Origin of the sequence: Pseudomonas rhizosphaerae, from assembly GCF_000761155.1 — a bacterium.
Lineage (GTDB): Bacteria > Pseudomonadota > Gammaproteobacteria > Pseudomonadales > Pseudomonadaceae > Aquipseudomonas > Aquipseudomonas rhizosphaerae.
Genome location: NZ_CP009533.1, coordinates 2,985,001 through 3,008,345, shown reverse-complemented (window position 1 = coordinate 3,008,345; position 23,345 = coordinate 2,985,001). Strand labels below are relative to the sequence as shown.

Annotated in this window: 25 protein-coding genes (1 of these 25 running past the window's edge); 10 read left to right on the top strand and 15 right to left on the bottom strand. The window is 63.3% G+C overall.

What is annotated here, in order from left to right; translation table 11 throughout:
• Positions 1–29 precede the first annotated feature (29 nt).
• Positions 30–1,319 (top strand): acetyl-CoA C-acetyltransferase, encoded by a 1,290-nt coding sequence (locus LT40_RS13350; RefSeq protein ID WP_043190951.1) that lies wholly within the window; start codon positions 30–32, stop codon positions 1,317–1,319.
• Here LT40_RS13350 and LT40_RS13345 read toward each other — a convergent pair.
• Positions 1,306–2,337, bottom strand: a complete 1,032-nt coding sequence (locus LT40_RS13345) for a bile acid:sodium symporter family protein (RefSeq protein WP_043190948.1) — start codon at positions 2,335–2,337, stop codon at positions 1,306–1,308. The genes LT40_RS13350 and LT40_RS13345 overlap by 14 nt on opposite strands.
• An 87-nt stretch (positions 2,338–2,424) precedes the next feature.
• On the opposite strand from LT40_RS13345, the gene LT40_RS13340 reads away from it, so the two are divergent.
• Both LT40_RS13340 and LT40_RS13335 read left to right on the top strand, forming a co-directional pair.
• Positions 2,425–3,207 carry an AraC family transcriptional regulator gene (locus LT40_RS13340; protein WP_043190947.1) on the top strand — a complete coding sequence of 261 codons (783 nt, stop codon included), beginning with the start codon at positions 2,425–2,427 and terminating at the stop codon, positions 3,205–3,207.
• A gap of 165 nt (positions 3,208–3,372) precedes the next feature.
• Positions 3,373–4,266 (top strand): PA4780 family RIO1-like protein kinase, encoded by an 894-nt coding sequence (locus LT40_RS13335; RefSeq protein ID WP_043190945.1) that lies wholly within the window; start codon positions 3,373–3,375, stop codon positions 4,264–4,266.
• A gap of 37 nt (positions 4,267–4,303) precedes the next feature.
• Here LT40_RS13335 and cueR read toward each other — a convergent pair whose 3' ends face one another.
• Both cueR and LT40_RS13325 read right to left on the bottom strand, forming a co-directional pair.
• Positions 4,304–4,705 carry a Cu(I)-responsive transcriptional regulator gene (cueR, locus tag LT40_RS13330; RefSeq protein ID WP_043190942.1) on the bottom strand — a complete coding sequence of 134 codons (402 nt, stop codon included), beginning with the start codon at positions 4,703–4,705 and terminating at the stop codon, positions 4,304–4,306.
• A gap of 56 nt (positions 4,706–4,761) precedes the next feature.
• Entirely contained in the window at positions 4,762–5,148 is a 387-nt protein-coding gene (locus LT40_RS13325) for a hypothetical protein (RefSeq protein WP_043190939.1), read from the bottom strand.
• 144 nt (positions 5,149–5,292) lie between these two features.
• Here LT40_RS13325 and LT40_RS13320 point away from each other — a divergent pair, with 144 nt between their 5' ends.
• The gene (locus LT40_RS13320) at positions 5,293–5,490 is read left to right on the top strand and encodes a heavy-metal-associated domain-containing protein (protein ID WP_043190937.1); all 198 of its coding nucleotides are present in this window, start codon (positions 5,293–5,295) and stop codon (positions 5,488–5,490) included.
• 186 nt (positions 5,491–5,676) lie between these two features.
• Complete coding sequence (locus LT40_RS13315; protein WP_043190935.1) at positions 5,677–6,870, top strand: multidrug effflux MFS transporter; 1,194 nt, start codon at positions 5,677–5,679, stop codon at positions 6,868–6,870.
• On the opposite strand, the gene LT40_RS13310 is transcribed toward LT40_RS13315, so the two are convergent.
• Positions 6,867–7,046, bottom strand: a complete 180-nt coding sequence (locus LT40_RS13310) for a hypothetical protein (protein ID WP_043190932.1) — start codon at positions 7,044–7,046, stop codon at positions 6,867–6,869. The two genes, LT40_RS13315 and LT40_RS13310, sit on opposite strands and share 4 nt — an antisense overlap.
• A 415-nt stretch (positions 7,047–7,461) precedes the next feature.
• Between LT40_RS13310 and LT40_RS13305 the strand changes: the two genes are divergently transcribed.
• Positions 7,462–8,157 carry an ArsR/SmtB family transcription factor gene (locus LT40_RS13305; RefSeq protein WP_043190929.1) on the top strand — a complete coding sequence of 232 codons (696 nt, stop codon included), beginning with the start codon at positions 7,462–7,464 and terminating at the stop codon, positions 8,155–8,157.
• Positions 8,158–8,191: 34 nt separating this feature from the next.
• Here the strand turns inward: LT40_RS13305 and LT40_RS13300 are convergent, their stop codons facing one another.
• From LT40_RS13300 to LT40_RS13275, 6 genes are all read right to left on the bottom strand, one after another.
• Positions 8,192–9,145 carry an adenosine deaminase gene (locus LT40_RS13300; RefSeq protein ID WP_043190927.1) on the bottom strand — a complete coding sequence of 318 codons (954 nt, stop codon included), beginning with the start codon at positions 9,143–9,145 and terminating at the stop codon, positions 8,192–8,194.
• 132 nt (positions 9,146–9,277) lie between these two features.
• Complete coding sequence (fecE, locus tag LT40_RS13295; protein ID WP_043190924.1) at positions 9,278–10,069, bottom strand: Fe(3+) dicitrate ABC transporter ATP-binding protein FecE; 792 nt, start codon at positions 10,067–10,069, stop codon at positions 9,278–9,280.
• Between the two features lie 4 nt (positions 10,070–10,073).
• A complete protein-coding gene (locus LT40_RS13290; RefSeq protein WP_043190921.1) occupies positions 10,074–11,042 on the bottom strand; it encodes an iron chelate uptake ABC transporter family permease subunit in 969 nt (322 codons plus the stop codon).
• The gene (gene fecC, locus LT40_RS13285; RefSeq protein WP_043190918.1) at positions 11,039–12,028 is read right to left on the bottom strand and encodes an iron-dicitrate ABC transporter permease FecC; all 990 of its coding nucleotides are present in this window, start codon (positions 12,026–12,028) and stop codon (positions 11,039–11,041) included. The genes LT40_RS13290 and fecC overlap by 4 nt, the downstream gene beginning before the upstream one ends.
• The gene (locus LT40_RS13280; protein ID WP_043190916.1) at positions 12,029–12,949 is read right to left on the bottom strand and encodes a Fe(3+) dicitrate ABC transporter substrate-binding protein; all 921 of its coding nucleotides are present in this window, start codon (positions 12,947–12,949) and stop codon (positions 12,029–12,031) included.
• 150 nt (positions 12,950–13,099) lie between these two features.
• Entirely contained in the window at positions 13,100–14,473 is a 1,374-nt protein-coding gene (locus LT40_RS13275) for an L-serine ammonia-lyase (RefSeq protein ID WP_043190914.1), read from the bottom strand.
• Between the two features lie 102 nt (positions 14,474–14,575).
• On the opposite strand from LT40_RS13275, the gene LT40_RS13270 reads away from it, so the two are divergent.
• Both LT40_RS13270 and LT40_RS13265 read left to right on the top strand, forming a co-directional pair.
• A complete protein-coding gene (locus LT40_RS13270; protein WP_043190912.1) occupies positions 14,576–15,493 on the top strand; it encodes a LysR substrate-binding domain-containing protein in 918 nt (305 codons plus the stop codon).
• A gap of 94 nt (positions 15,494–15,587) precedes the next feature.
• Positions 15,588–16,679: a calcium:cation antiporter gene (locus LT40_RS13265; protein ID WP_043190910.1), complete on the top strand. Its 1,092-nt coding sequence runs from the start codon at positions 15,588–15,590 to the stop codon at positions 16,677–16,679.
• Between the two features lie 84 nt (positions 16,680–16,763).
• Here LT40_RS13265 and LT40_RS13260 read toward each other — a convergent pair whose 3' ends face one another.
• The 5 genes from LT40_RS13260 to LT40_RS13240 all read right to left on the bottom strand — a co-directional run bounded on the left by LT40_RS13260 (position 16,764) and on the right by LT40_RS13240 (position 21,313).
• The gene (locus tag LT40_RS13260) at positions 16,764–17,447 is read right to left on the bottom strand and encodes an SDR family oxidoreductase (RefSeq protein WP_043190908.1); all 684 of its coding nucleotides are present in this window, start codon (positions 17,445–17,447) and stop codon (positions 16,764–16,766) included.
• Between the two features lie 56 nt (positions 17,448–17,503).
• Positions 17,504–18,094 carry an IMPACT family protein gene (locus tag LT40_RS13255; RefSeq protein ID WP_043190906.1) on the bottom strand — a complete coding sequence of 197 codons (591 nt, stop codon included), beginning with the start codon at positions 18,092–18,094 and terminating at the stop codon, positions 17,504–17,506.
• A gap of 25 nt (positions 18,095–18,119) precedes the next feature.
• Positions 18,120–18,782 (bottom strand): TetR/AcrR family transcriptional regulator, encoded by a 663-nt coding sequence (locus LT40_RS13250; protein ID WP_043190903.1) that lies wholly within the window; start codon positions 18,780–18,782, stop codon positions 18,120–18,122.
• A gap of 90 nt (positions 18,783–18,872) precedes the next feature.
• Complete coding sequence (locus LT40_RS13245; RefSeq protein WP_043190900.1) at positions 18,873–20,258, bottom strand: nucleobase:cation symporter-2 family protein; 1,386 nt, start codon at positions 20,256–20,258, stop codon at positions 18,873–18,875.
• Positions 20,259–20,395: 137 nt separating this feature from the next.
• Complete coding sequence (locus LT40_RS13240) at positions 20,396–21,313, bottom strand: LysR family transcriptional regulator (RefSeq protein ID WP_043190897.1); 918 nt, start codon at positions 21,311–21,313, stop codon at positions 20,396–20,398.
• Positions 21,314–21,434: 121 nt separating this feature from the next.
• On the opposite strand from LT40_RS13240, the gene aptA reads away from it, so the two are divergent.
• Both aptA and LT40_RS13230 read left to right on the top strand, forming a co-directional pair.
• Positions 21,435–22,781 (top strand): omega-aminotransferase AptA, encoded by a 1,347-nt coding sequence (aptA, locus tag LT40_RS13235; RefSeq protein ID WP_043190894.1) that lies wholly within the window; start codon positions 21,435–21,437, stop codon positions 22,779–22,781.
• 24 nt (positions 22,782–22,805) lie between these two features.
• Positions 22,806–23,345, top strand: the 5' portion of a protein-coding gene (locus LT40_RS13230; RefSeq protein WP_043190891.1) for a CoA-acylating methylmalonate-semialdehyde dehydrogenase. It continues 954 nt past the right edge of the window; the window shows 540 of its 1,494 coding nt (coding positions 1–540); its start codon is at positions 22,806–22,808; the stop codon falls past the right edge of the window.

Sequence of the window (23,345 nt, the reverse complement as noted above, 5' to 3'; positions counted from 1 at the left end):
CACGTTTCTTCCAACCCAGGATGTCCGCCATGAACCTTGACACGAATACGGTGCGCCGGGTCGCCATCGTCGGCAGCAACCGTATCCCGTTCGCGCGTGCCAATGGGCCTTACGCCCGGCTCGGCAACCAGGCCATGCTCACCGCCGCGCTTGAGGGCCTGATCGAACGCCATGCGCTGCACGGCCTGCGGTTGGGCGAAGTCGTGGCTGGCGCGGTGCTCAAGCACTCCCGCGATTTCAATCTGACCCGTGAATGCGTACTCGGCTCGCGGCTGTCCGCGCAGACCCCGGCCTACGATGTCCAGCAGGCTTGCGGCACGGGCCTGGAGACCGCGCTGCTGGTGGCCAACAAGATTGCCCTGGGCCAGATCGAATGCGGCATTGCCGGCGGCGTCGACAGTGCCTCCGACGCACCGATCGCGGTCGATGAAGGCCTGCGTCAGATCTTGTTGCAAACCCATCGTGCGAAATCCCTCGGCGAACGGGCCAAGGCGTTGTTGCAACTGCGACCACAGCATTTGAAACCCGAATTGCCACGCAACGGCGAGCCCCGTACTGGATTATCGATGGGACAGCACTGCGAGCTGATGGCGCAACACTGGGCCATTCCTCGCCAGGAGCAGGATGAATTGGCGCTGCTCAGCCATCAGAACCTGGCGGCGGCCTATGCCCAAGGGTGGCACGACGACCTCAGTACGCCGTTCGGTGGTCTGGTGCGTGACCATAACCTGCGTCCCGACCTGACCCTGGACAAACTGGCGGCGCTCAAGCCGGTGTTCGAGAAAGGCCCGCAGGGTACGCTCACGGCAGGCAACTCCACGCCTTTGACCGACGGCGCTTCGGTGGTGCTGTTGGCCAGCGAAGCATGGGCAAAGGAGCGCGGGCTGCCCGTACTTGCGTACTGGCGCGACGGCGAAACCGCTGCGGTTGATTTCGTCGGCGGCGAGGAAGGGCTGCTGATGGCCCCGGTCTACGCGGTACCGCGACTGCTGGCCCGCAACGGTTTGAGCCTGCAGGACTTCGACTACTACGAAATTCATGAAGCCTTTGCCGCACAGGTACTCTGCACGCTCAAGGCCTGGGAAGACGCGGACTATTGCCGTACCCGTCTGGGGCTGGATGCACCCCTGGGGTCGATCGATCGCTCCCGCCTCAACGTCAAGGGCAGCTCCCTGGCGGCAGGGCACCCGTTCGCGGCCACCGGTGGCCGTATTCTGGGCAACCTGAGCAAGCTTCTGGCGACCGCAGGCAGCGGCCGCGGTCTGATCTCCATCTGCGCCGCCGGCGGTCAGGGCGTCACCGCTATCATCGAGCGGTGACGGTGGCGTCCAGGGGCAGGCCGGCCGCTTCCATGCGCAGCCGATTGGCATAGTTTTCCGCCATGATCGAACACACGATCAACTGCAGCGGGTGGTAGATCATGATCGGCAGCAGGATCAGGCCCAGGCCGGGGTTGCCGTTGAAAATCAGCGCCGCCATCGGCGCGCCGGCGGCCAGGGATTTCTTGCTGGCGCAGAACACCGCAGCCACCTTGTCGGCGTGGTTGAACCCCAGCCACTTGGCGGTGCGCGTGGTCAGCAACAGAATCAGCGCCAACAGCAGGGCACTGCCTCCGACCGCCATGGCCAGTACTGACGGCCCTTGCTGTTGCCACAACCCCGACACCATCGAGTTGCAGAAGGCCGCATACACCAGCAGCAGGATCACCGCCTTGTCGATCAGGTTGGTGTAGCGCTTGTGCCGTCCGAAAAACGTGCCGAACAACGGCCGCAACAGTTGCCCCAGAACCAGCGGCAACAGCAGCATGGCGCACAGGTCCAGCAGGGTCTCACCCAGGTCGATGCCGCCCGAACCACCGCCGATTACCAGTGCACACAGAAACGGCGTGATGAAGATACCCAGCACGCTGGACAGGCTGGCATTGAGAATCGCCGCCGGCACATTGCCGCCCGCACTGCCGGTCAGTGCCACCGATGACGAGATGGTCGACGGCAAGGCGGCCAGGTACAGGAAGCCCACCATCAGAGTCCCGGGTATGAAGGCACCGAGTGTCTTGTCGCAGGCCAGCCACAGGAGTGGGAATACTACGAAGGTGAAGGCCTGGACCATGACGTGCAGGCGCCAGTTCTTCAAGCCATGGCGAATCTGCTCGCTGGACAGGTTCATGCCATGCAGAAAGAACACGATGAACACGCCGATATTGGTCACCAGGCCTGCATGCATGGCCCCGCCCGTGGCGCCGAACCGCGGAAACAGCCAGGCCAGAAAGACCGCCAGCACCATGCCGCAGAGAAACCAGTCGGTCACCACGCGCTTGAGGTGTTTGAAAATGTGCATGAGTGAATCGCCTGTACGTCGATGGACATTGAGATCCACAGGCTAACTCAGGCACTCTCCTACCGTCTCGCGATAGAGGGCCAATCAATGCCGGCAAACGGACAAGTTTCGCCACCACGCGCCATTCCTGCCCTGGTCAGTCTGCCTCGGCCCCTGTATGCACGCGCCGAAAGCCTGGGCGCAGGGTCGTGGACACCCGCCCATCGACACGACTGGGCGCAGTTTTCCTACGCCATCAGCGGCGTTCTGGGCGTGCATACCGACGAAGGCAACTTCTTCGCGCCGCCGCAATGGGGCATCTGGATTCCGGCCGGTGTGGAACACAAGGTCGTCACTTCGATGCGCGCCGAGATGCGCAGCCTGTACGTACGCCGGGATGAATCGCCGTGGCTTACCCAGCATTGCAAGGTGCTCGAGGTCACACCGCTGGCACGCGAGCTGATCAAGGGGTTCTGCGAGCTGCCCCACGAATACCCGGCAGGCGACACCGCGCAGGCGCGGCTGGTGCAGGTGTTGCTGGATCAACTGGCGGTGCTGCCCGAGGTAGCGTTCTCCCTGCCCCTGCCCAGGGAACATCGGTTATTGGCCCTGTGCAACGAGTTGATCGCCGCTCCCGATCAAACCACCACGCTGACGCAATGGGCTGGCCGTCTCGGCACCTCGGAGAAAACCCTGATGCGCTTGTTCCAGCGCGAAACCGGCCTGAGCTTCCGCGCCTGGCGCCAGCGCATGCGGCTGCTGTCCTCGCTGCAAGCCCTGGAGAAGGGTGACAGCGTGACCACCGCTGCGCTGAACAACGGTTACGAATCGACATCCGCCTTCATCGCCGCATTCAAGGGGTTGTTCGGCTTCACCCCGGGCGAACTTTAATGGGCGAGCGGCGCGGTCCGCAGGCTGCGAAAGCGCTATGATCGCCCATCGCTTGGCGAGTTGTTTGCATCCTTTTACAGGCTCGGGTCGGCAAGCCGCGCTCGCTGTGAGAGGATGCCGTCAGAATTCGCGTGTTTGGCTACGAAGGACCCAGAATAAAAGCTGATGAAGACTCCAAAACGCATTGAACCGCTGATCGAGGACGGTCTGGTGGACGAGGTGCTGCGACCGCTGATGAGCGGTAAAGAAGCAGCTGTCTATGTGGTGCGCTGTGGCAAGGAATTGCGCTGCGCCAAGGTCTACAAGGAGGCGAACAAACGAAGCTTTCGCCAGGCGGCCGAGTATCAGGAAGGCCGCAAGGTGCGCAACAGCCGACAGGCGCGGGCCATGGCCAAGGGCTCGAAGTTCGGCCGCAAGGAAACCGAAGATGCCTGGCAGAACGCCGAGGTCGCGGCGCTGTTCAAGCTGGCCAGCGCCGGTGTGCGTGTGCCCAAGCCGTACGATTTTCTCGAGGGCGTGCTGCTCATGGAGATGATCTGCGACGAGTACGGCGATGCGGCGCCACGTCTGAATGACGTCGAGCTGGAGCCCGATCAGGCCCGTGAATACCACGCGTTCCTCATCCACCAGATCGTGCTCATGCTCTGCACGGGTCTGGTGCACGGTGACCTCTCGGAGTTCAACGTACTGCTCACCCCCGACGGCCCGGTAATCATCGATCTGCCCCAGGCCGTGGACGCGGCGGGCAACAACCATGCCTTCAGCATGCTGGAGCGCGACGTTGGCAACATGGCCAGCTATTTCGGTCGCTTCGCCCCCGAGCTTCGCCAGACGCGCTACGCCAAGGAAATGTGGGCGCTGTACGAAGAAGGCAAGCTGCACCCTGCCAGTGTGCTGACGGGCGAGTTCGCCGAAGAGGAAGTGGAGGCCGATGTCGGCGGCGTCATGCGTGAAATCGAGGCCGCGCGCCTGGACGACATTCGCCGACGTGCCGCGCGCGAAGCCGACGATCAGCCGACCAAGACCACCGAAGAACCGCCACCGCCCTGGTTGCAGTAAACCGTCGGTCATGCAATGGGGTAGTTCTTCCCCAGTGTCAGTTGCAGCAGCCCCCGGACGCCAGTTCCTGAAGGATCGGGCAGTCCGGGCGGTCGTCGCCGTGGCAGTGGTCTACCAGATGCTCCAGGGTGTCACGCAGGTTGCTCAGCTCGCCAATGCGGCGGTCGAGCTCGTCGATGTGCCTGCGTGCCAACTGCTTCACATCGGCACTGGCGCGCTGGCGGTCCTGCCACAGCGTCAACAGCTTCGCCACTTCTTCCAGGGAAAACCCTAAATCTCGTGAGCGCTTGATGAAGCCAAGTGTGTGCAGGTCTGCAGCCTGATACAGGCGGTAGCCGCTGTCGCTGCGCAGGGCTGGCTTGAGCAGTCCGATGGATTCGTAGTAACGGATCATCTTTGCGCTGAGGCCGCTTTCACGGGCGGCCTGGCCAATGTTCATGCTCGTGTATCCTCGGTAGCGTTTGCGCTAGTATCAACCTTGCCTCTTGGGCAAGGTCAATAGTCCAGCGGCTCGGGCTTGAGGTACAGGCCGGCGCTGCTCGCAGCGATGCGGAATTTTTGAATCTGCCCGGCCTGCAACGTCACGATTACCGGCTTGTACTCGGTGATGCCCGGCGCGCAACCGGGCATTTGCCCCGGTAGCTGGCGCAGGCCCACCGACACGGGTCCTGGTGGCAAGTTGAAGGACGTCGCCTGCTCTTGAAACAGCCGCCCGACCAGTTGGTCTTGCAGGTAGACCCCGATCTCGCAGGACGTGGCCACTTCCAGCCGCTCTCGAGAGACGATCAGGATCCCATACGGTTGACCGGTACCCGCGCCGGCCCAGACGCTTTGTGCCGCCAGGGCACATATCCCGAACAGCCATGGAATCATCGGGCGCATCGAATCTCTCCTGCCAATGGGGTCAGTGTCCAGCTTGGACGAGCGACGCCAGGAATTCCAGCCCGGCCGCGCTGCCCAGAACTTGACCTTGCCCCGATGGGAAGGTTGACAATGGTCTCAATTCCTTCCAGCGAGGTATCCCCCATGCAACAGTTCAACGTGCAAGGCATGACCTGCGGCCATTGCGTACGCGCCGTGACCCAGGCGATCAGCGCTCACGACCCGGCCGCCCAGGTCCAGGTCGACCTGGCTGCCGGCAAGGTCGAAACCAACAGCCACCTGCCGCCCGAGCGAATCGTTCAGCTCATCGCTGAAGAAGGCTACAGCGCGTCCCTCGCATAACCCACCTACGGCCAACACCGTCCCTGTAGCAGCGGTGCAAGCCGCGTCCGGCCGCAACGCGTTCACCCGGACACACCGCGACTGGCATTACACACGGCCAACCCCCTCGACGGAACCTTCACCCCGGTGCTCGTGCAACCCGGTTAAACTAGCTCGCCTGTTATGCCTGGACGTAGTGAATACCCGATGAACGTGAAGACCATCCTGATCCTGGGGGCGCTCAGCGCATGCGGCCCCTTGGCGATCGACTTCTACCTGCCTGGCTTCCCGGCCATGGCGCTCTCTTTTGCCACCGACGAAAAACACATCCAGACCACCCTGGCGGCCTACTTCCTGGGTCTGTCGATCGGCCAGCTGATTTATGGCCCGGTCGCGGATCGCTTCGGTCGCCGAGTGCCATTGCTGGTGGGCGTTTCGTTGTTCACCCTGGCGTCGCTCGCGTGCGCTTTCGCACCCACTCTGGAATGGCTGATCGTCGCCCGATTCGTCCAGGCCCTGGGCGGTTGCGCAGGCATGGTGCTGGCCCGGGCCATCGTCAGCGATAAATGCGACGCGGTCGGATCGGCCAAGGTCTTCTCGCAACTGATGCTGGTCATGGGCCTGGCGCCCATCCTGGCACCCATGCTGGGCGGCGTGCTGGTCAACAGTTGGGGCTGGCAGTGGATCTTCATCCTGCTGACGCTGTTCAGTGCCGGCTGCACCCTGGCCGTCGCCCTGGGCCTGCCCGAAAGCATGCCGGCGGACCGGCCGAGACGCCCACTCAGCGGCGCGCCGAAGCTGTACGGTGGACTGCTCCTGGACCCGGTGTTCATGGGCCACGCGTTGACCGGCGGAATCGCCATGGCCGGCATGTTCGCGTATATCGCCGGTTCACCCTTCGTGTTCATCAAGCTTTATGGCGTACCGGCCGAGCATTACGGCTGGCTGTTTGGCAGCAACGCCGCCGGGTTCATCCTGACGGCGCAAGTCAACGCCCGCTTGCTGTCACGTCGCGGCCCGGCGTGGCTGCTGTCGCGCACCGTCTGGGTCTATATGGCAGCAGGCATCGTGCTGCTCGCACTCAGCGCAATGCAGCCAGCACAATTGTGGCCGTTGCTGGTCCCGTTGTTCGTCTGCCTGGCGAGCCTGGGTGCGATCATCCCCAACGCTTCGGCGTGCGCCATGAACGGACAGGGTTCACGCGCCGGCAGCGCCTCGGCGCTGCTGGGGTGCCTGCAATTCAGCCTCGCCGCCGGTGCTGCATCCCTGGTGGGTGTACTGCACGACGGCACCGCCATGCCCATGGCATCGGTGATCGCCGGTTGCGGCATCTTGGCCGTTTGCGCAGCGGTACTGACACGCCGCTGCCAGCAGCGCCGCGACCTGCAGGTAGTCGCCTAGCCGGCGCTGGCCTGCTGCGCCTGCGGCAGGCCATGGGGCGCCTGCAGCCGGGCTTCGAGCGTGGCGATGAAAGCCCGCGCCTCGGCCTCGCTGCGAAACGACACCACGTGCTGGTCCATGCGCACCTGCCAACGGCTGCCACGCGCTTGCTTCGACTCGGAAAGAAGAACGTTCATTGCGATGTCCTCGGGCTCGAGATGAGGACCCAGTGTAGTCCTCATTTCGAGCCAGCGAGCGTCGCCGGCTGCCTGTCGGACTGACGGCGGCCGTACTGCCTCCAAGACAATCATGTAGGTCTGAAAGGACGGGCATTGCGGGAAAAATCCGTATTGGCTGTGAGGTCTAACCTGCATTCACCCCTGTCTTCAATCGGCTTTTCGGCAAGCGAGCGATACGTTGCGGGCACTTGAGCAAATGTCCTGGAAAATGCCGCCGGTAAGCACAGTGAATACAAGTACAGGGTATTGCATATCCCTCGCATTCGAGGATCAGCCCCGACGATTTCGTCCAATTCCGTACAACCGCAGGGTGCATATAATCACCCCGGCAACCATTGCCAGATTGACGAACGTATCCACAGGGAGTGAACACATGCAACCAACACCTTGCATCAGCCAGATCGCCACATTGCTGGCCGACCCCAAGCGCAGCGCCATGCTCTGGGCCCTCATCGACGGCACCACCCGAGGCGCCGACGAGCTGGCATCGTTGGCAGGTGTATCGGCCTCTTCTGCAGGCGCGCACCTGGCGCGGCTGTCGGCGGGCGGGCTGCTCACGCTCGAGGCCCGTGGACGCAAGCGCTTCTTCCGCCTGGCCAAGCCAGAGGTGGGCGCCGCAGTGGAAGCACTGGCCAGCGTCTCGTTGGTGCAGGCCAATACGCAGATGGCGGCGCCGATCAGCGTCCCCTTGTTGCGCTCACCCAAAGCCCTGCATCAGGCGCGGCTGTGCGGCGATCATCTGGGGGGTGTACTGGCGGCCGACCTGTTCCAGCGCATGGTTCAGAACGGCTGGCTGGAGCACTATGAGCAACGGCTCGAAGTCACGGCGCTGGGCAGCAGCCGTCTGGCCAGTCGCGGTATCTATACCCAGGCGCTGGTCAATCGCGAGCGCCAGCCGTTGAACAGCTGCTGCGACTGGAGCACCCAGCGGCCACACGTCGGCGGCGCGCTGGGTGCAGGGCTGCTGACCCTGTTCCTGCAATCGGGCTGGCTCAAGCTCAACGAAGACAGCCGCTCGCTGCAGGTGACCCGGTTGGGCATGAGCGAGATCGGCCGTTTGGGTACGTGATGGGAAGGCAAGGCGGCGCGCAGCGCCGCCTGTCTCACGGCTTGATCAAACGCGCATCCAGGCTGTTCTGCGCCAGGCGCCGGGCCTGATCTTCGGTCATGCCCAGATGGGTGTGCAGCGCGTGGTAGTTCTCGGTGACGTAGCCACCGAAGTAGGCCGGATCATCGGAATTGACCGTGACCTTCACGCCACGCTCGAGCATGTCCAGAATGTTGTGCTGGCCCATGTGCTCGAACACGCACAGCTTGGTGTTGGAGAGCGGGCACACGGTCAGCGGAATCTGCTCGTCGATGATGCGCTGCATCAGGCGCTCGTCCTCGATGGCCCGCACGCCGTGGTCGATACGCTGGATCTTAAGCAGGTCCAGGGCTTCCCAGATGTACTCGGGCGGACCTTCCTCACCCGCATGCGCCACCGTCAGGAAGCCCTCGTCGCGAGCACGGTCGAACACACGCTTGAACTTGCTCGGCGGATGACCCATCTCCGAGCTGTCCAGGCCGACGGCCACGAACGCATCACGAAACGGCAGGGCGTGGTCCAGGGTCTTCTGCGCTTCGTCTTCGCTGAGGTGGCGCAGGAAGCTCAGGATCAGACCGCTGTCGACGCCCAACTGGCTGCGGCCATCCTTGAGTGCCGCGGTGATGCCGTTGAGCACCGTTTCGAAGGCGATGCCACGGTCGGTGTGGGTCTGCGGGTCGAAGAACGGTTCGGTGTGCACCACGTTCTGCGCCTGGCAGCGCAACAGGTAGGCCCAGGTCAGGTCGTAGAAATCCTGCTCGGTGCGCAACACATCGGCACCGCGGTAGTACAGGTCGAGAAACTCCTGCAGGTTGTTGAACGCATAGGCTCCGCGCAGCGCCTCTACATCATTCCAGGGCAATGCGATCTTGTTGCGCTCGGCCAGGGCGAACAGCAGCTCGGGTTCCAGCGAGCCTTCAAGGTGCATGTGCAGTTCGGCCTTGGGCAAGGCATTGAGCCAGTCGTACATGGTGTCTTCATTCTCTCATCAGGTGCAATCGGGCCCGATTCTACAGGTATTGCCCCTGACTCGCAGCCGCGCAGGGCTGGCCGGCAGGGTCGCGCCGACGCTCGGCCGAGCCTGGGCAGGACCCGGCAGTGTTCACACCGAGGCGCGCGTGCTCTTTTCCACCACGCACATCGGCGTGCCCGCCACCGGTTCGCGAACGATCTGCACCTGCACCTCGAACACCCGCTGCATCAGTTCGGCATCGATGACCTGCGCAGGCGTGCCATCGGCCACCAGGCGGCCTTGGTGCATCACCGCCACGTGGTCGGCGTAGCGACAGGCCTGGTTGATGTCGTGCAACACGGTGACCACGGTCTTGCCTTCGGCTGCCAGCTCGCGCATCAGGTCGAGCAGCTCCACTTGATGGCTGATATCCAGGTAGGTGGTGGGCTCGTCGAGCAACACCACCGGCGTATTCTGCGCCAGCACCATGGCCAGCCAGGCCCGCTGCCGCTGACCGCCGGAGAGGTCCGCCAGCGCGGTATCGGCGAGCGGTGCCAGGCCCATGCGCTGCAGGGCCTGATCCACGGCGCCACGGTCCGCGCCGCTCAGTCGCCCCCAGAAGCTGTTGTGCGGGCTGCGTCCATAGGCCACCAGTTGGGCGACGCTGACACCTTCGGGAATGGGCAGCACTTGCGGCAGAAACGCGACCTTTTGTGCCAGCACACGCGACGACAGTTGTGCGTATGCCTGGCCATCCAGGCTCACCGTGCCCGATTGCGGCGTGATGATGCGCGCCAGCGCCTTGAGCAGTGTCGACTTGCCACACCCATTGGGGCCGATCAGCGCAGTCACCTGCCCGGCGGGGGGCGTGAACGAAAGGTTGCGTACGATGGGCTTGGCGCCGTAGCCGATATCGACCTGGTCGGCCTTGATGATACTCATGAGGTCAGCCCTTGAAACGTGCCAGCAGCCAGAGAAAGTAGGGTGCACCGATCACTGCGGTCAAAATGCCTGCCGGGATCTCGCTGGGCGCGATCAGGGTACGCCCCAGCGTGTCGGCCAGCACCAGCAGCAGCGCGCCGATCAGCATCGCAGCGGGCAGCAGGTGCTGATGATGCCCCCCCACCAGTCGCCGCGCCATGTGCGGCGCGACCAGGCCGAGAAAGCCCACCGGCCCGATGATGCCCACGCCCAGGCTGCTCAACAGCACCGCCATGCCCATCGCCAGCCAGCGCGTGCGCGCAAGCGCGGTGCCCAGGCTGTGCGCCGCCTCATCACCCAGGCCGATCAGGTTCAGCGGTTTTGCCAGGCTCAGCGCCAACGGCATCAGCAGCAGGAACGGCAGGGCCAGCGCGACATGATGCCAGTTGCGACTCCACAGGCTCCCCGTCAGGGCGAGCAGGGCCGTGTTGATGTCCAGCGGGTGCGACAGAATCAGAAATTCGGTGATGCTGGACAAGGTGACGGCGATTGCCACCCCGGACAGCGCAAAGCGTACGCCGGAAAAACTCAGGCCGCTGTTGTACAGCGCCAACAGCAGCGCGCCGCCGGCACCCCCCACGCCCGCTACCAACGGCAGCCAGGTAAAGGGCAACTGCGGGAAAGCGATGATGGCAATGGTCAGGGCCAGCCCGGCGCCCTGGGTCACGCCCAGAATTTCCGGCGAGGCCAGGGGGTTGCGGATCACCCCCTGCACCAAGGCACCTGCCAGGCCCAAAGCGCTGCCTGCCAGGATGGCGATCAGCCCGCGCGGCAGACGGTGGTTCCACACCTCGAAATCCAGCGGGTCGTGGGCCAACAGGTGATCGAACACTGCGCCTGGTGCAAGCCAGGAGGTGCCCGCGCTCAAGCTCAGCCATAGAGCTGCGAGCAGCAGCATGAGCAGGGCCAGCAGGCGAGGGTAGGGCCGAGTCATCGCGTACGCCTGGCAAGGTATAGAAAGAACGGTGCGCCGATCAGGGCGGTCACTACCCCAGCCGGCGTTTCCACCGGAAAGGCCACGGCGCGGCTCAGCAGGTCGGCCGCCAGCACGATCGCAGCTCCCAGCAAGGCGCTGGCTGGAATCAGCCAGCGATAATCGTTGCCCAGGTACTGCCGGGCAATGTTCGGCGCGATCAGGCCGACGAAGCCAATGGGCCCGACCGCGCAGACGCTGGCGCCCACCAACAGCAGGCTGGCGAAGAACACCTGCAGGCGCAGGCTGGCGATTCCGACGCCCAGGGAGCGCGCCGCGTCCTCGCCCAGGTTCACCAGGTTCAGGCGCGGCGCGCAGAACATGGCCCACACTGCGCCCACCAAGGTGCACGGCCACAGCAGTTGCAGTTGCGCGGCACCCACGTTGGCCAGTGATCCGGCCAGCCAGTTGAGTACGCTCTGCGCCTGCGCTTCGACCAGTATCACCGTCAGCCGGGTCAATGCCGCGCAGAGTGCTGCTACCGTAACTCCGGCCAGCACCAGTCGACCTTGCGCCGCCGCCGGCGACCAGGCGCCACCCAGGCTGAAGACGATCACCCAGGCCAGGGCGCCACCCAGACACGTCATCAGCAGTGCACCGCCGGCAAACGGCAGGGCCACCAGGCCTGTGGAAAACAATGCCAATCCAAGCGCCGCACCCGCCGTGACCCCGAACAGGGACGGCGAGGCCAGGCGGTTGCGGGTAATGCCCTGCATCAAGGCGCCAGCCAGCCCCAAACAGGCACCGACCAAGGCCGCGCACAGCGCTCGTGGCACCCGCAGTTGGGCAACGATGTAGGCCATGTTGCCGCCTTCACGGCCTTGACTGAACAGTCCGTTGAACGCATCGGCCTGGCTGATCTTGAACGGCGACCAGGCATAGAGCGACATCCAGAACAGCCCGCCGACGGCCACCGCGCCCAGCGCCATCGCCCACCCACGCTTCATTCAGGGCGTCATGGCGGCTTTGCCGCCTTTGAGAATGGCCAATGCATCCTCGGCAATCTGCTCGGACGCCATCACCCCACGGTTGCGTGCCCAGGTGTCACCGTCGACTTCCGCGACCTGGTGATTGCGCACCGCGCCCAGCACTTGCCACAGTGGCTGCTGGCTCCAGGTGTCTACCAGGCTCGGATGCCGGTAGTGCCCGACCAGCAGCCAGGCGGGGTCCAGCGCCAGCAGTTGCTCCAGGCTGACCAACTCGGTCGGTGCGGCGTTGCTGCGCACCGCAGGTACCTGCAAGCCAATGGCTTTCAGTACGCTGCCCGCATAGGAGTGCGGTCCGTGTACGGAAAAGCTGTCTTCGCGGGCCACACCGAACAGCACCTTGGTCCCGGCGGGCACCTGCCCAGCGATGTCAGCCAGGCTGCGGCGGTTCTGCGCGATCCGCGCTGCCATGGCCTCGCTTTTGCCCAAGGCCTGGCCGATCAGCTCGGCGGACTTCAGGCTACCTTCGTAGTCTTCGCCGCGCGAGGGCAGCAGCAGGGTTGGTGCCAGGCTCGCCAGATCGCTGTACAGCGCCTGATGGCGGTTGAGATCGGCGATGATCAGGTCAGGTTTGAGCCGAGCGATCTGTTCGATGCTGGGCTGGGCGCGCAAGCCCACCGACTGCCACTGGCCAATCGCCTGGCGAACCCGTGGCAACACGCGGTTGGCATCGCCATCGTCAGCGGCCCCTACCGGGGTGACGCCCACGGCCGCAAGACTGTCGAGAAAGGAGAACTCCAGCACCACCACGCGTTGTGGCGCCTGGGGCAGGTGGACAGTGTGCTGACCATCCTCGATCGTGATGGGCGCGGCGACCGCCAGCTTGGCACACAGGGCCAGCGTACTGACGGCGATCAACGAGATGAGGCGGGAGCTGCGCATGGACAAGTACCTTCGCTGTAAGCGTGCACGCTGGGGCAGGCGTGCAAAAACGGCGGGTACTATTCCATATCAGGCTGTCGCGATCAAAAAACATTCTCTTTTACGAGTGATTCGCACGCTTTCGCTCACCCTCGAAACGATGGACCTGCCTCAGCATTCCACCAGATTGACCGCCAAACCTCCGCGCGAGGTTTCCTTGTACTTGTCGTGCATGTCGGCGCCGGTGTCGCGCATGGTCCGGATCGCATGATCCAACGAGATGAAGTGTTCGCCATCACCGCGCAGCGCCATCTGCGCGGCGTTGATCGCCTTGACGGCGGCAATCGCATTGCGCTCGATGCACGGCACCTGAACCAGGCCGCCGACCGGATCGCAGGTCAGGCCCAGATTGTGTTCCAGGCCGATTTCGGCCGCGTTCTCGACCTGCTCGGGCGTCGCGCCAAGCACTTCGGCCAGGCCAGCCGCTGCCATGGCACAAGCCGAACCGACCTCGCCCTGACACCCTACCTCGGCACCGGAAATCGAAGCGTTCTTCTTGCAGAGAATGCCTACCGCCGCCGCTGCCAGGAAGAAGCGTACCACGTCGTCGGCCGACGCTTCGGGGCAGAATTTCATGTAGTAGTGCAGCACCGCCGGAATGATGCCAGCCGCGCCGTTGGTGGGCGCGGTCACCATGCGCCCGCCGGCGGCATTCTCTTCGTTCACCGCCAAAGCAAAGACGTTGACCCACTCCATGGCGCTCAAGGTCGAACCGATGACGTTGGGCTTGCCGATTTCCTGCAGGTTCTGGTGTAGGCGATAGGCACGGCGTCGCACGTTCAGCCCGCCGGGCAGAATGCCTTGCCCGGTCAGGCCCTTGTCCACGCAGGCTTGCATCGCTTGCCAGATCACCGCCAGTTGCTCGCGGATCTGCTCTTCGGTGCGCCAAGCCTTTTCGTTCTCCATCATCAGCGCCGAGATGCTCAGGCCGGTGCGCTTGCACAGGCTCAGCAACTGCGCTGCCGAGGAAAAATCGTAGGGCAGGGCCGTGGTGTCGTTGTCCAGCACACCACTGGCAGCCTGCTCGGCATCGACCACGAACCCGCCGCCGACCGAATAGTAGGTCTGCTCGTGCACCTCGCCGTTCTGCAGGTGCGCCAGCAGGGTCATGCCGTTGGGGTGGTAGGGCAGGCTCTCATCGAGCAGCAGCATGTCGCGTTGCCAGTCGAAATTGATCGCATGATCACCCAGGTGCAGGCATTGCCGCTGGATCACCTCGTCGACCCGTGGCCCGACGGTCTGCGGATCGACCCGGTCGGGCCATTCGCCCATCAAGCCCATCAGGGTCGCGCGGTCACTGCCATGACCCACGCCGGTCGCCGATAGCGAGCCATACAAGCGAGCCTCGATGCGCTCCACCAGCGGCGCCATGCCTTGCTCGGTCAGGTGTTTGGCAAACAGGGCAGCAGCGCGCATCGGCCCCACCGTGTGCGAACTGGACGGGCCGATGCCGATCTTGAACATGTCGAATACGCTGATAGCCATGTCTGCCCCAATTTCTCTCTATACACTCGTACCTTATCTTTGGGCTGACAGACATTTCAGACAAACGATACTTACTAAGTCATTGTTTAGCGGGGCTCACCGATGAGCAAAATCCTCAATGCCCAAATGCACGCCTGGCTGCAGGTGTTTGCTTGTGCCGCGCGGCATCTGTCCTTCACCCGCTGCGCCGACGAACTGCACGTCACCCCTGGCGCCATCAGCCAGCAGATGAAGCAATTGGAGGATCGGCTCGGCTTTCCGCTGTTTCACCGCGTGGGGCGCGGTCTGCAACTGACTGCACAGGGCCAGCGGCTTGCCGTGGTTGCCAACGAAGTGCACAGCCGCATCGACGAAGAATTGCGGCTGTTGCATTCCGGAGCGATCGGCGGGGTGTTCAAGCTGCGCAGCATTCCCTCCTTTCTGAGCAAGTGGCTGATGCCACGGCTGCCCAGCCTGGAACGGGCGTTTCCCGAGCTGCAGTTGCGCGTGATCGCCGAAGACAGCAGCGGCTCCCTGCGCGACGATGACTTCGACCTGGCCATCGACCTCAACGATGGCAGCTACCCCGGCCTGGTCACCACGCCCTTGCTGGAGGAAGAGTTGTTCCCGGTCTGCTCGCCACTGCTGCTCGAAGGTCGGCCACCCTTGGACAGCCCAGGCCAACTGGTGCACTTCCCGCTGTTGCACGACATTACTGCCTGGCGTGGCAGTTATGAATACGCGGAGTGGGAGTTCTACCTGTCGGCCATCGGCGCCGAAGGCATCGACGTACGCCGTGGACACACCTTCAATCGCAACCACCTGACCATCGACGCCGCACGCATGGGCATGGGTGTGGCCATCGCTCGCCGGGCGTTGATCACCGACGAGCTGGAACAGGGCTCGCTGATCGTGCCGTTCGGATGGCCGATCCAGGCGCGCAAGAAATACGTGCTGGCGTACCGCGAAGGCGCCCTCAATACCCCCACTCGACGCGCCATCCATGACTGGCTGGTGGCCCAGGCACAGGTCCGGCCCTGAACCTTTGCCGTTGTTGCATACTCTCATCCGCTGATTCTTGTTACATCCAGTTACTTACCGCGGCACAGGTCGCAGCAATCAGCGAAGGCAGGCCATGATCGCGTTACTCAAGCAGGAAAAATTTCTACTTCTGGCGGTGATCGCCGCATGCGTCGCCTTTCCGGCCGAGCACTACCTGCTCAGCCACGGCCAAGGCGTGGCATTGGGCGCAGGCATCGCCCTGGTCGTGGCGATCATCTTCGCCTCGGTGCGCGTGGCGGGACATGCCGAATTGCTTGCAGAAAAATTCGGCGACCCCTACGGCACCATGATCCTCACCCTCTCGGCGGTACTGGTCGAAGTGGTGGTACTGGGCATCATGATGAGCAACGAGCCGTCCCCGACCCTGGTGCGCGACACCATCTATTCGGCGGTGATGCTCGATATCAACGGCATCCTCGGCCTCGCTGCGCTGATGGGTGGCCTCAAGCACGGCGAACAGTCCTACAACGACGATTCGGCGCGCAGCTACAGCGTCATGATCCTCACCGCCATGGGCGTGTCCATGGTGGTCCCCGAGTTCATCCCTGAGGGCAACTGGAAGGTCTATTCGGGCTTCACCATCGGCGCCATGCTGGTGCTCTACGCCTTGTTCCTGCGCATGCAGGTCGGCCCGCACAGCTACTTCTTCAGCTACAACTACCCGGAAAAGAAGAAGCGCAAGGGCGTGACCACGGAACCCGAGAAGCCGGTCCATCTGGGCTGGTCAGTGGGTACCCTGGTGTTCGGTATCGTCATCATCGGCGCCTTGGCCGAAGTCATGTCCAAGACCATCGACCTGGGCCTGGAAGGCACCGGCGCACCGCCGGTCATGACCGCCATCCTGGTGGCGGCCATCTCTGCCGCTCCGGAAATCCTCACCGCCTTGCGCGCAGCGCTGGCCAACCGCATGCAGTCGGTGGTCAACATCGCATTGGGCGCCTCGCTGTCGACGGTGATTCTCACAGTGCCGGTCATGGAAGGCCTGGCCCTGTACAGCGGCCAGCCGTTCCAGATGGCCATGACCCCCGTGCAGACCGTGATGATCTTCATCACCCTGCTGGTCTGCGCAATCAACCTCAACGACGGCGAAACCAACGCCATCGAAGGCATGACTCACTTCGTACTGTTCGCAACCTTCATCATGCTATCGATCCTGGGCCTCTAAACCAGATTCCACTGGTAGAACCCGTATCCTGTGGGAGCGGGCTCTGCCCGCGAAGAGGCCTCCTCTGACACCCCTGCAAACCCCTCACCAATCAATCCTCTCCCCCCGATAATCCAGAAACTGCAACCCACCCTTGCCCAACTGCCCGGTGATCACATCCACCAATCCCCGGGTACTGGTGGCAACGTCCAGACTGGCCCCTTCACCGCCCATGTCGGTCTTCACCCACCCCGGGTGCATCGCCAGTACCGTCAGCGCAGGCCGCGCCAGCTCGGTCACGAACGTATTGGTCATCGAATTCAAGGCCGCTTTGCTCGCCTTGTACAACGCCATGGGCGACCCTTCGGGCATCGCCACGCTGCCGAGCACCGAGCTCATGAACGCAATCGCACCGCCGTCGGCGACATTGCCCGCCAGTCGCTGGGCCAAGCGGATCGGTGCCACGGCGTTGATGACGAACAGCTCACCGATCTGCGCATCGCTGGCCTGATCGGTGTTGTAGCCCGCCGGTCCGGACACCCCGGCATTGATGAACAGCAGAGCGAAGCGCTGCTGCTGCAGACGCTGGGCCAATGCATCCATCGATTCCAGCCGAGTCATCTCCAGCGCTTCCACCGTGGCCCCGGTGGCCGTCAGCCCGGCCGGGACATTGCCCAGATCACGAACCGTGGCCGTCACTTCCCAGCCATCCTCGCTCAAGCGTTCCACCAGCCCCAGGCCCAGGCCACGGGAGGCACCGATCACCAGCGCTTTCTTTGCAGTTGTCATCGCGACGCTCCTGGAAAAGGAAACAGACTAGCACTCACCGTGGACAGGCCGCATGTTCATGAAACAGCGTCTTGCAGCACGATCCGCCCCCGCGAAAGGTCGGCCAGCTGCTGCGCCAGGGTCGGGATGACTTCACTGGCCACTGCCAACTGCAGGTCGACACCATTGCTGGTGAAATCTTCCGCAGTCACCAACCCTTCAGCCTCGGCCACGCGAAGCTTGACCAGGACCAGCTCGCTGAACGCGCAGGAACACGACACTGCCACCCGCGCGATCAGCAGACGCTTGGGTGCCTGTTGCAGGCATTTGTTCGCACCGCCGCCATAGGCGCGGGCCAATCCCCCGGTGCCCAGCTGAATACCGCCGTACCAGCGAATCACCAGCACCACCACCTGGTCGCAGTCCTGCGCCTCGATGGCCGCCAGAATGGGTCGGCCCGCCGTACCGCCTGGCTCGCCGTCGTCGTTGCTGCGGTACTGGTCACCCATTTTCCACGCCCAGCAGTTGTGGGTGGCCGCCAGATCGCTGTTCTGTTCGATGAACGCCTGGGCGTCCTGCACGCTGGCAATGGGCGCGGCGAGGGTGATGAATCGACTCTTGCGAATCTCTTCGCGAAACTCGCAAGGGCCCAGCAGGGTGGAAGGCATCGCTATCTCTTGGCTGTTGCAGTGATCACACCGCAGGGGTCAGTCCGCATCCTTTCAGAATGATGCGAATCAGGTTGTCACCGGCTTGTTCGAAATCCTCCCGCGTCAGCCGCGCCTGGCCGGTCACCCGGCAGATCTGCGTGGCAAAGTCGGCGTAATGCTGGGTGCTGCCCCACAGCAGGAAGATCAGGTGCACGGGGTCGACGGGGTCCATTTTACCGGCATCGATCCAGGCCTTGAACACCGCGGCGCGCCCGGCGAACCAGCTGCGGTAGTCCTGGCTGAAGTATTCGCTCAGGCACTCGCCACCGCTGATGATCTCCATGGCGAAAATCCGCGACGCCAGCGGCTGGCGACGGGAAAACTCCATCTTGGCGCGAATGTAGCGGGTCAACGCCTGGGCTGGATCATCCTCGGCCTGCAACGTGTTGAAGGTGCTGTCCCACAACTCGATGATGTTGCTCAACACGGCGATGTACAGGCCCAGCTTGTTGGTGAAGTAATAATGCAGATTGGCCTTAGGCAGCCCGGCGTTGAGCGCAATGGTGTTCATGCTCGTGCCCTTGAAACCATGCCGGGCGAATTCGTCTTCGGCCGCCTTCAGAATCGCTTCCTCATTCCTCTGGCGGATGCGGCTGGCAGGCTTGCCATTGGCCGAGGCGCTGTGCGCGGGGACTTCAAGCATCATGGGGTGGTTCCGAGCCAATCGTGTGGGTTAGGCAGATGCGTTGATAACGCACCTGTTCCGATCCGACAAGCATCGTTGCGAAAATGTCGCTCAGACCGGCTCGTTTTCCAGTCGCTGCGTCGACACTTCGCCACTGTGCTTGGGTTCGGGCAACAACAGGCACATGATCAGCGCAGTGACCCCGCCACTGGTGATCGCCGAGTCGAACAGGTTCTGCACCAGCTGTGGCATGCGGTGCAGCAGTTGGGGCTGCGCGGCCACTCCCAGGCCCACGCCGAACGAGGTGGCGATGATCAGCATGTTGCGCCGATCCAGCGGCGACTGCGCCAGGATCCGCACCCCAGCCGCGGCGACACTGCCGAACATCACCAAGGTGGCGCCGCCCAGCACCGGCTTGGGGATCTGCTGCAACACGGCACCGATCATCGGCAACAGCCCGAGCAGCATCAGCACGACGCCGATGTACAGCCCTACGTAGCGGCTGGCCACGCCCGTGAGTTGGATCACTCCGTTGTTTTGCGCGAACGTGGTGTTGGGAAAGGCGCTGAACGTAGCGGCCAGCATGCAACTCACGCCGTCGCCCAGCACGCCACCCTTGAGTCGCTCGATATAGCTCGGCCCACTGATGGGCTGCCGCGACAGCATGCAGTTCGCCGTCAGGTCGCCCACCGTCTCCAGGGTACTGATCAGGTAGATCAGCGCCACCGGCAGAAACGCCGTCCAATCGAACGCGAAACCGAACTTGAAAGGTACCGGCACACTGATCAGCGGCAGGTCAGGTAGCGGTTGGATCACTAGCTTGCCACTGAACCAGGCGGCCAGGCTGCCCACCGCCAAACCGATGATGATCGCCGACAGCCTCAGCCAGGTCGTGGTGCTGCGATTCAGCAGAATGATTACCACCAACACGAACGCGCCCAGGGCGAGGTTGCCCGGCGCACCAAAATCCGGCGCGTTGAAGCCCCCACCCAGGTCGGTGATACCCACCTTGATCAAGCTGACGCCAATCAGCGTGATCACGATACCGGTCACGAGCGGGGTAATGACACGCTGTAGCTGACCTATGAAGCGGCTCAATACGATCTGCACCAACGCGCCGAAAAAACACACGCCAAAAATCATGGCCAGAATGTCTTCCGGGCTGCCCCCGCGCTGCTTGACGATGAAGCCCGCCGACAGCACCGCCCCCAGAAAGGCAAAACTGGTGCCTTGCAGGCAGATCATGCCCGCGCCGATCCCGAACGGACGGCGTGCCTGGATGAAGGTGCCGATGCCGGACACCAACAGCGCCATGCTGATCAAATACGGCAAATGCGTGCCGAGGCCCAACGCCGAGCCGATGATCAGCGGCGGTGTGATGATCCCGACGAAAGCGGCGAGTACGTGCTGCAAAGCCGCCAGCATCGACGTCATGGGGGCCGGACGGTCATGCAGACCGTAGATCAGTTCGCTGGGCATGGACGTATCGGTAGGCATGGCGTCGGAGTCTCGGCACGGGCGATGGGCTGGGGTCAGTCCTCGCTTTGCAAGGCAGCCGTGCAAAAAGCTGTCCAACTGCTCAGGTTTTACCGCGCGGTGTTCACAACGCTTTGGGGATCAATGAGATAGGGCAGTCAGCGCGTTTCGTACAAACTTTCCAGAAAGCTCTCGAGCACTAAATGCGGGCGCCGACCCTTGCGCGTGACCCAGGATAGGCTCAAGTCATAGAACCGCTCGGCGGGCTTGAGCGCGCGCAGTCGTCCCTGCTGCACCCAGAACGTCGCGTAGTGGTCCGGCAGATAGCCGATATAGCGCCCGGTCAGAATCAGGAACGCCATGCCCTCGCGATCCGAAGCGCTGGCCGTGCAGTTGAGCGCCTGGTAACAAGCCTGAATCTCGGCCGGCAAGCGAAAGGTCGGCGCGATCGCCTCCTGTGCATCCAGCCGTGCATCGGCCAGCTGCGTATCGTCGGCGTAGAAAAGGGGATGGCCCACCGCGCAGTACAGCAGCGAGCGCTCGCTGTACAACGGCTGGTATTCAAGCCCGGACAGCGGACTTGCCTGCGGCACCACGCCCACGTGCAGGCTGCCGTCGAGCACCCCTTGCTCGACCTGGCTCGGAGCGATCATGCGGATCTGAATGCGCACGTCCGGCCCGCGGTCCTTCAACTGCGCCAACGCATGGGTGATGCGCATGTGCGGAAGCGTCACCAGGTTGTCGGTCAGGCCGATGTTGAGTTCACCGCGCAAATGACGATGCAGGCCATTGACCTCGGTGCGAAAACTCTCCACCGCACCCAGCATCTGCAGGGCCGACTGATACACCTCGCGACCTTCCTCGGTCAGCGAAAAACCGGCCCGGCCTCGTTGGCACAAGCGCAGACCCAGGCGCTGCTCAAGATCGCTCATCTGCTGGCTGATCGCCGAGCGACCGATACCGAGCACGTTCTCCGCCGCGGAAAAACCGCCGCACTCCACCACGCTGCGGAAAATACGCAGCAGGCGAATATCGAAATCACTGACCTGCGCGAGAGGATCGGGACGGCGGCTCATAGTTTAGTGAATGCCTGACTGAAGATCGCAAAAGTTGAATTTTCCAGACTTTATCGCCGTGACACCGTAGGGGCAACACGCTTGTCAACGCGTCTTCAATCGCTCAAAGAGGTTTGTGCCCATGAACATGCCCGAGAACGCCCCCGTCGGCGTGACCAGCCAGCTCAAGCTGGACGCTCACTGGATGCCGTACACCGCCAACCGCAGCTTCCAACGTGATCCTCGGATCATCGTCGCGGCCCAGGGCAGTTGGTTGACCGATGACAAGGGCCGCCAGATCTACGACAGCCTTTCCGGTCTGTGGACCTGCGGTGCAGGTCACACGCGCAAGGAAATCCAGGAAGCGGTGTCGCGCCAACTCGGTGTGCTCGACTACTCGCCCGCGTTTCAGTACGGCCATCCGTTGTCGTTCCAGCTGGCGGAAAAGATCACCGACCTGACCCCCGGCACCCTCAATCACGTCTTCTATACCAACTCCGGCTCCGAGTGCTGCGATACCGCCGTGAAAATGGTCCGTGCCTACTGGCGCCTGAAAGGCCAGGCCACCAAGACCAAGATGATCGGCCGGGCCCGTGGCTACCACGGCGTCAACGTCGCCGGCACCAGCCTGGGCGGGGTCAATGGCAACCGCAAGATGTTCGGCCAATTGATGGACGTGGACCATATTCCGCACACCCTGCTGCCGGGCAACACTTACTCCAAAGGATCGCCGGAGGAGGGCGGCATCGCCCTGGCCGACGAAATGCTCAAGGTCATCGAGCTGCACGACGCTTCCAACATTGCCGCCCTGATCGTCGAGCCCATGGCCGGTTCGGCGGGCGTCCTGCCGCCGCCCAAAGGCTACCTCAAGCGTCTGCGGGAAATCTGCGACCAGCACAACATCCTGCTGATCTTCGACGAAGTCATCACCGGCTTCGGTCGCACCGGCGCCATGTTCGGCGCCGACACCTTTGGCGTAACCCCGGACTTGATGTGTATCGCCAAGCAGATCACCAACGGCGCCATTCCGATGGGCGCGGTGATTGCCAGCACCGAGATCTACCAGACCTTCATGAACCAGGCGACGCCCGAGTACGCCGTGGAATTCCCCCACGGTTACACCTACTCGGCCCACCCTGTAGCCTGCGCCGCCGGCCTTGCCGCGCTGGACTTGCTGCAGCGCGAAAACCTGGTGCAGAGCGCCGCTGAACTGGCACCGCATTTCGAAAGCGTGCTGCACGGCGTCAAGGGTGCGAAAAACATCGTCGACATCCGCAACTACGGCCTTGCCGGTGCAATCCAGCTGGCACCGCGGGATGGCGACGCCATCGTGCGCCCCTATGAAGTCTCCATGAAGTTATGGAAAGCCGGCTTCTACGTGCGCTTCGGCGGCGACACCCTGCAGTTCGGCCCAACCTTCAATGCCCAGCCGCAAGACCTTGACCGCCTGTTCGACGCCGTTGGCGAAGCCCTCAACCAGATCGACTGACCCTTTTCCTCAGGAGCCCTTTGCATGAGCACTATCCAACACTTGATCAACGGCGATCTGGTTTCCAGCGGCGACCGTACGGCCGATGTCTTCAACCCGTCGACCGGCCAGCCCATCCGCAAACTGCACCTGGCCAGCCGCGAAACCGTGCAACTGGCCATCGACTCCGCCAAGGCCGCCTTCCCGGCCTGGCGCAAGACCCCGGCGGCCAAGCGCGCCCAGGTGATGTTCCGCTTCAAGCAACTGCTGGAGCAGAACGAAAGCAAAATCGCGCAGATGATCAGTGAAGAGCACGGCAAGACGCTGGAAGACGCGGCGGGCGAACTCAAGCGCGGCATCGAAAACGTCGAATTCGCCTGCGCAGCCCCTGAGGTACTCAAAGGCGAGTACAGCCGCAACGTCGGCCCCAACATCGATGCCTGGTCCGACTTCCAGCCCTTGGGTATCGTCGCCGGTATCACACCGTTCAACTTCCCGGCCATGGTTCCCTTGTGGATGTACCCGCTGGCCATCGTCTGCGGCAACTGCTTCATCCTCAAGCCGTCCGAGCGCGACCCCAGCTCC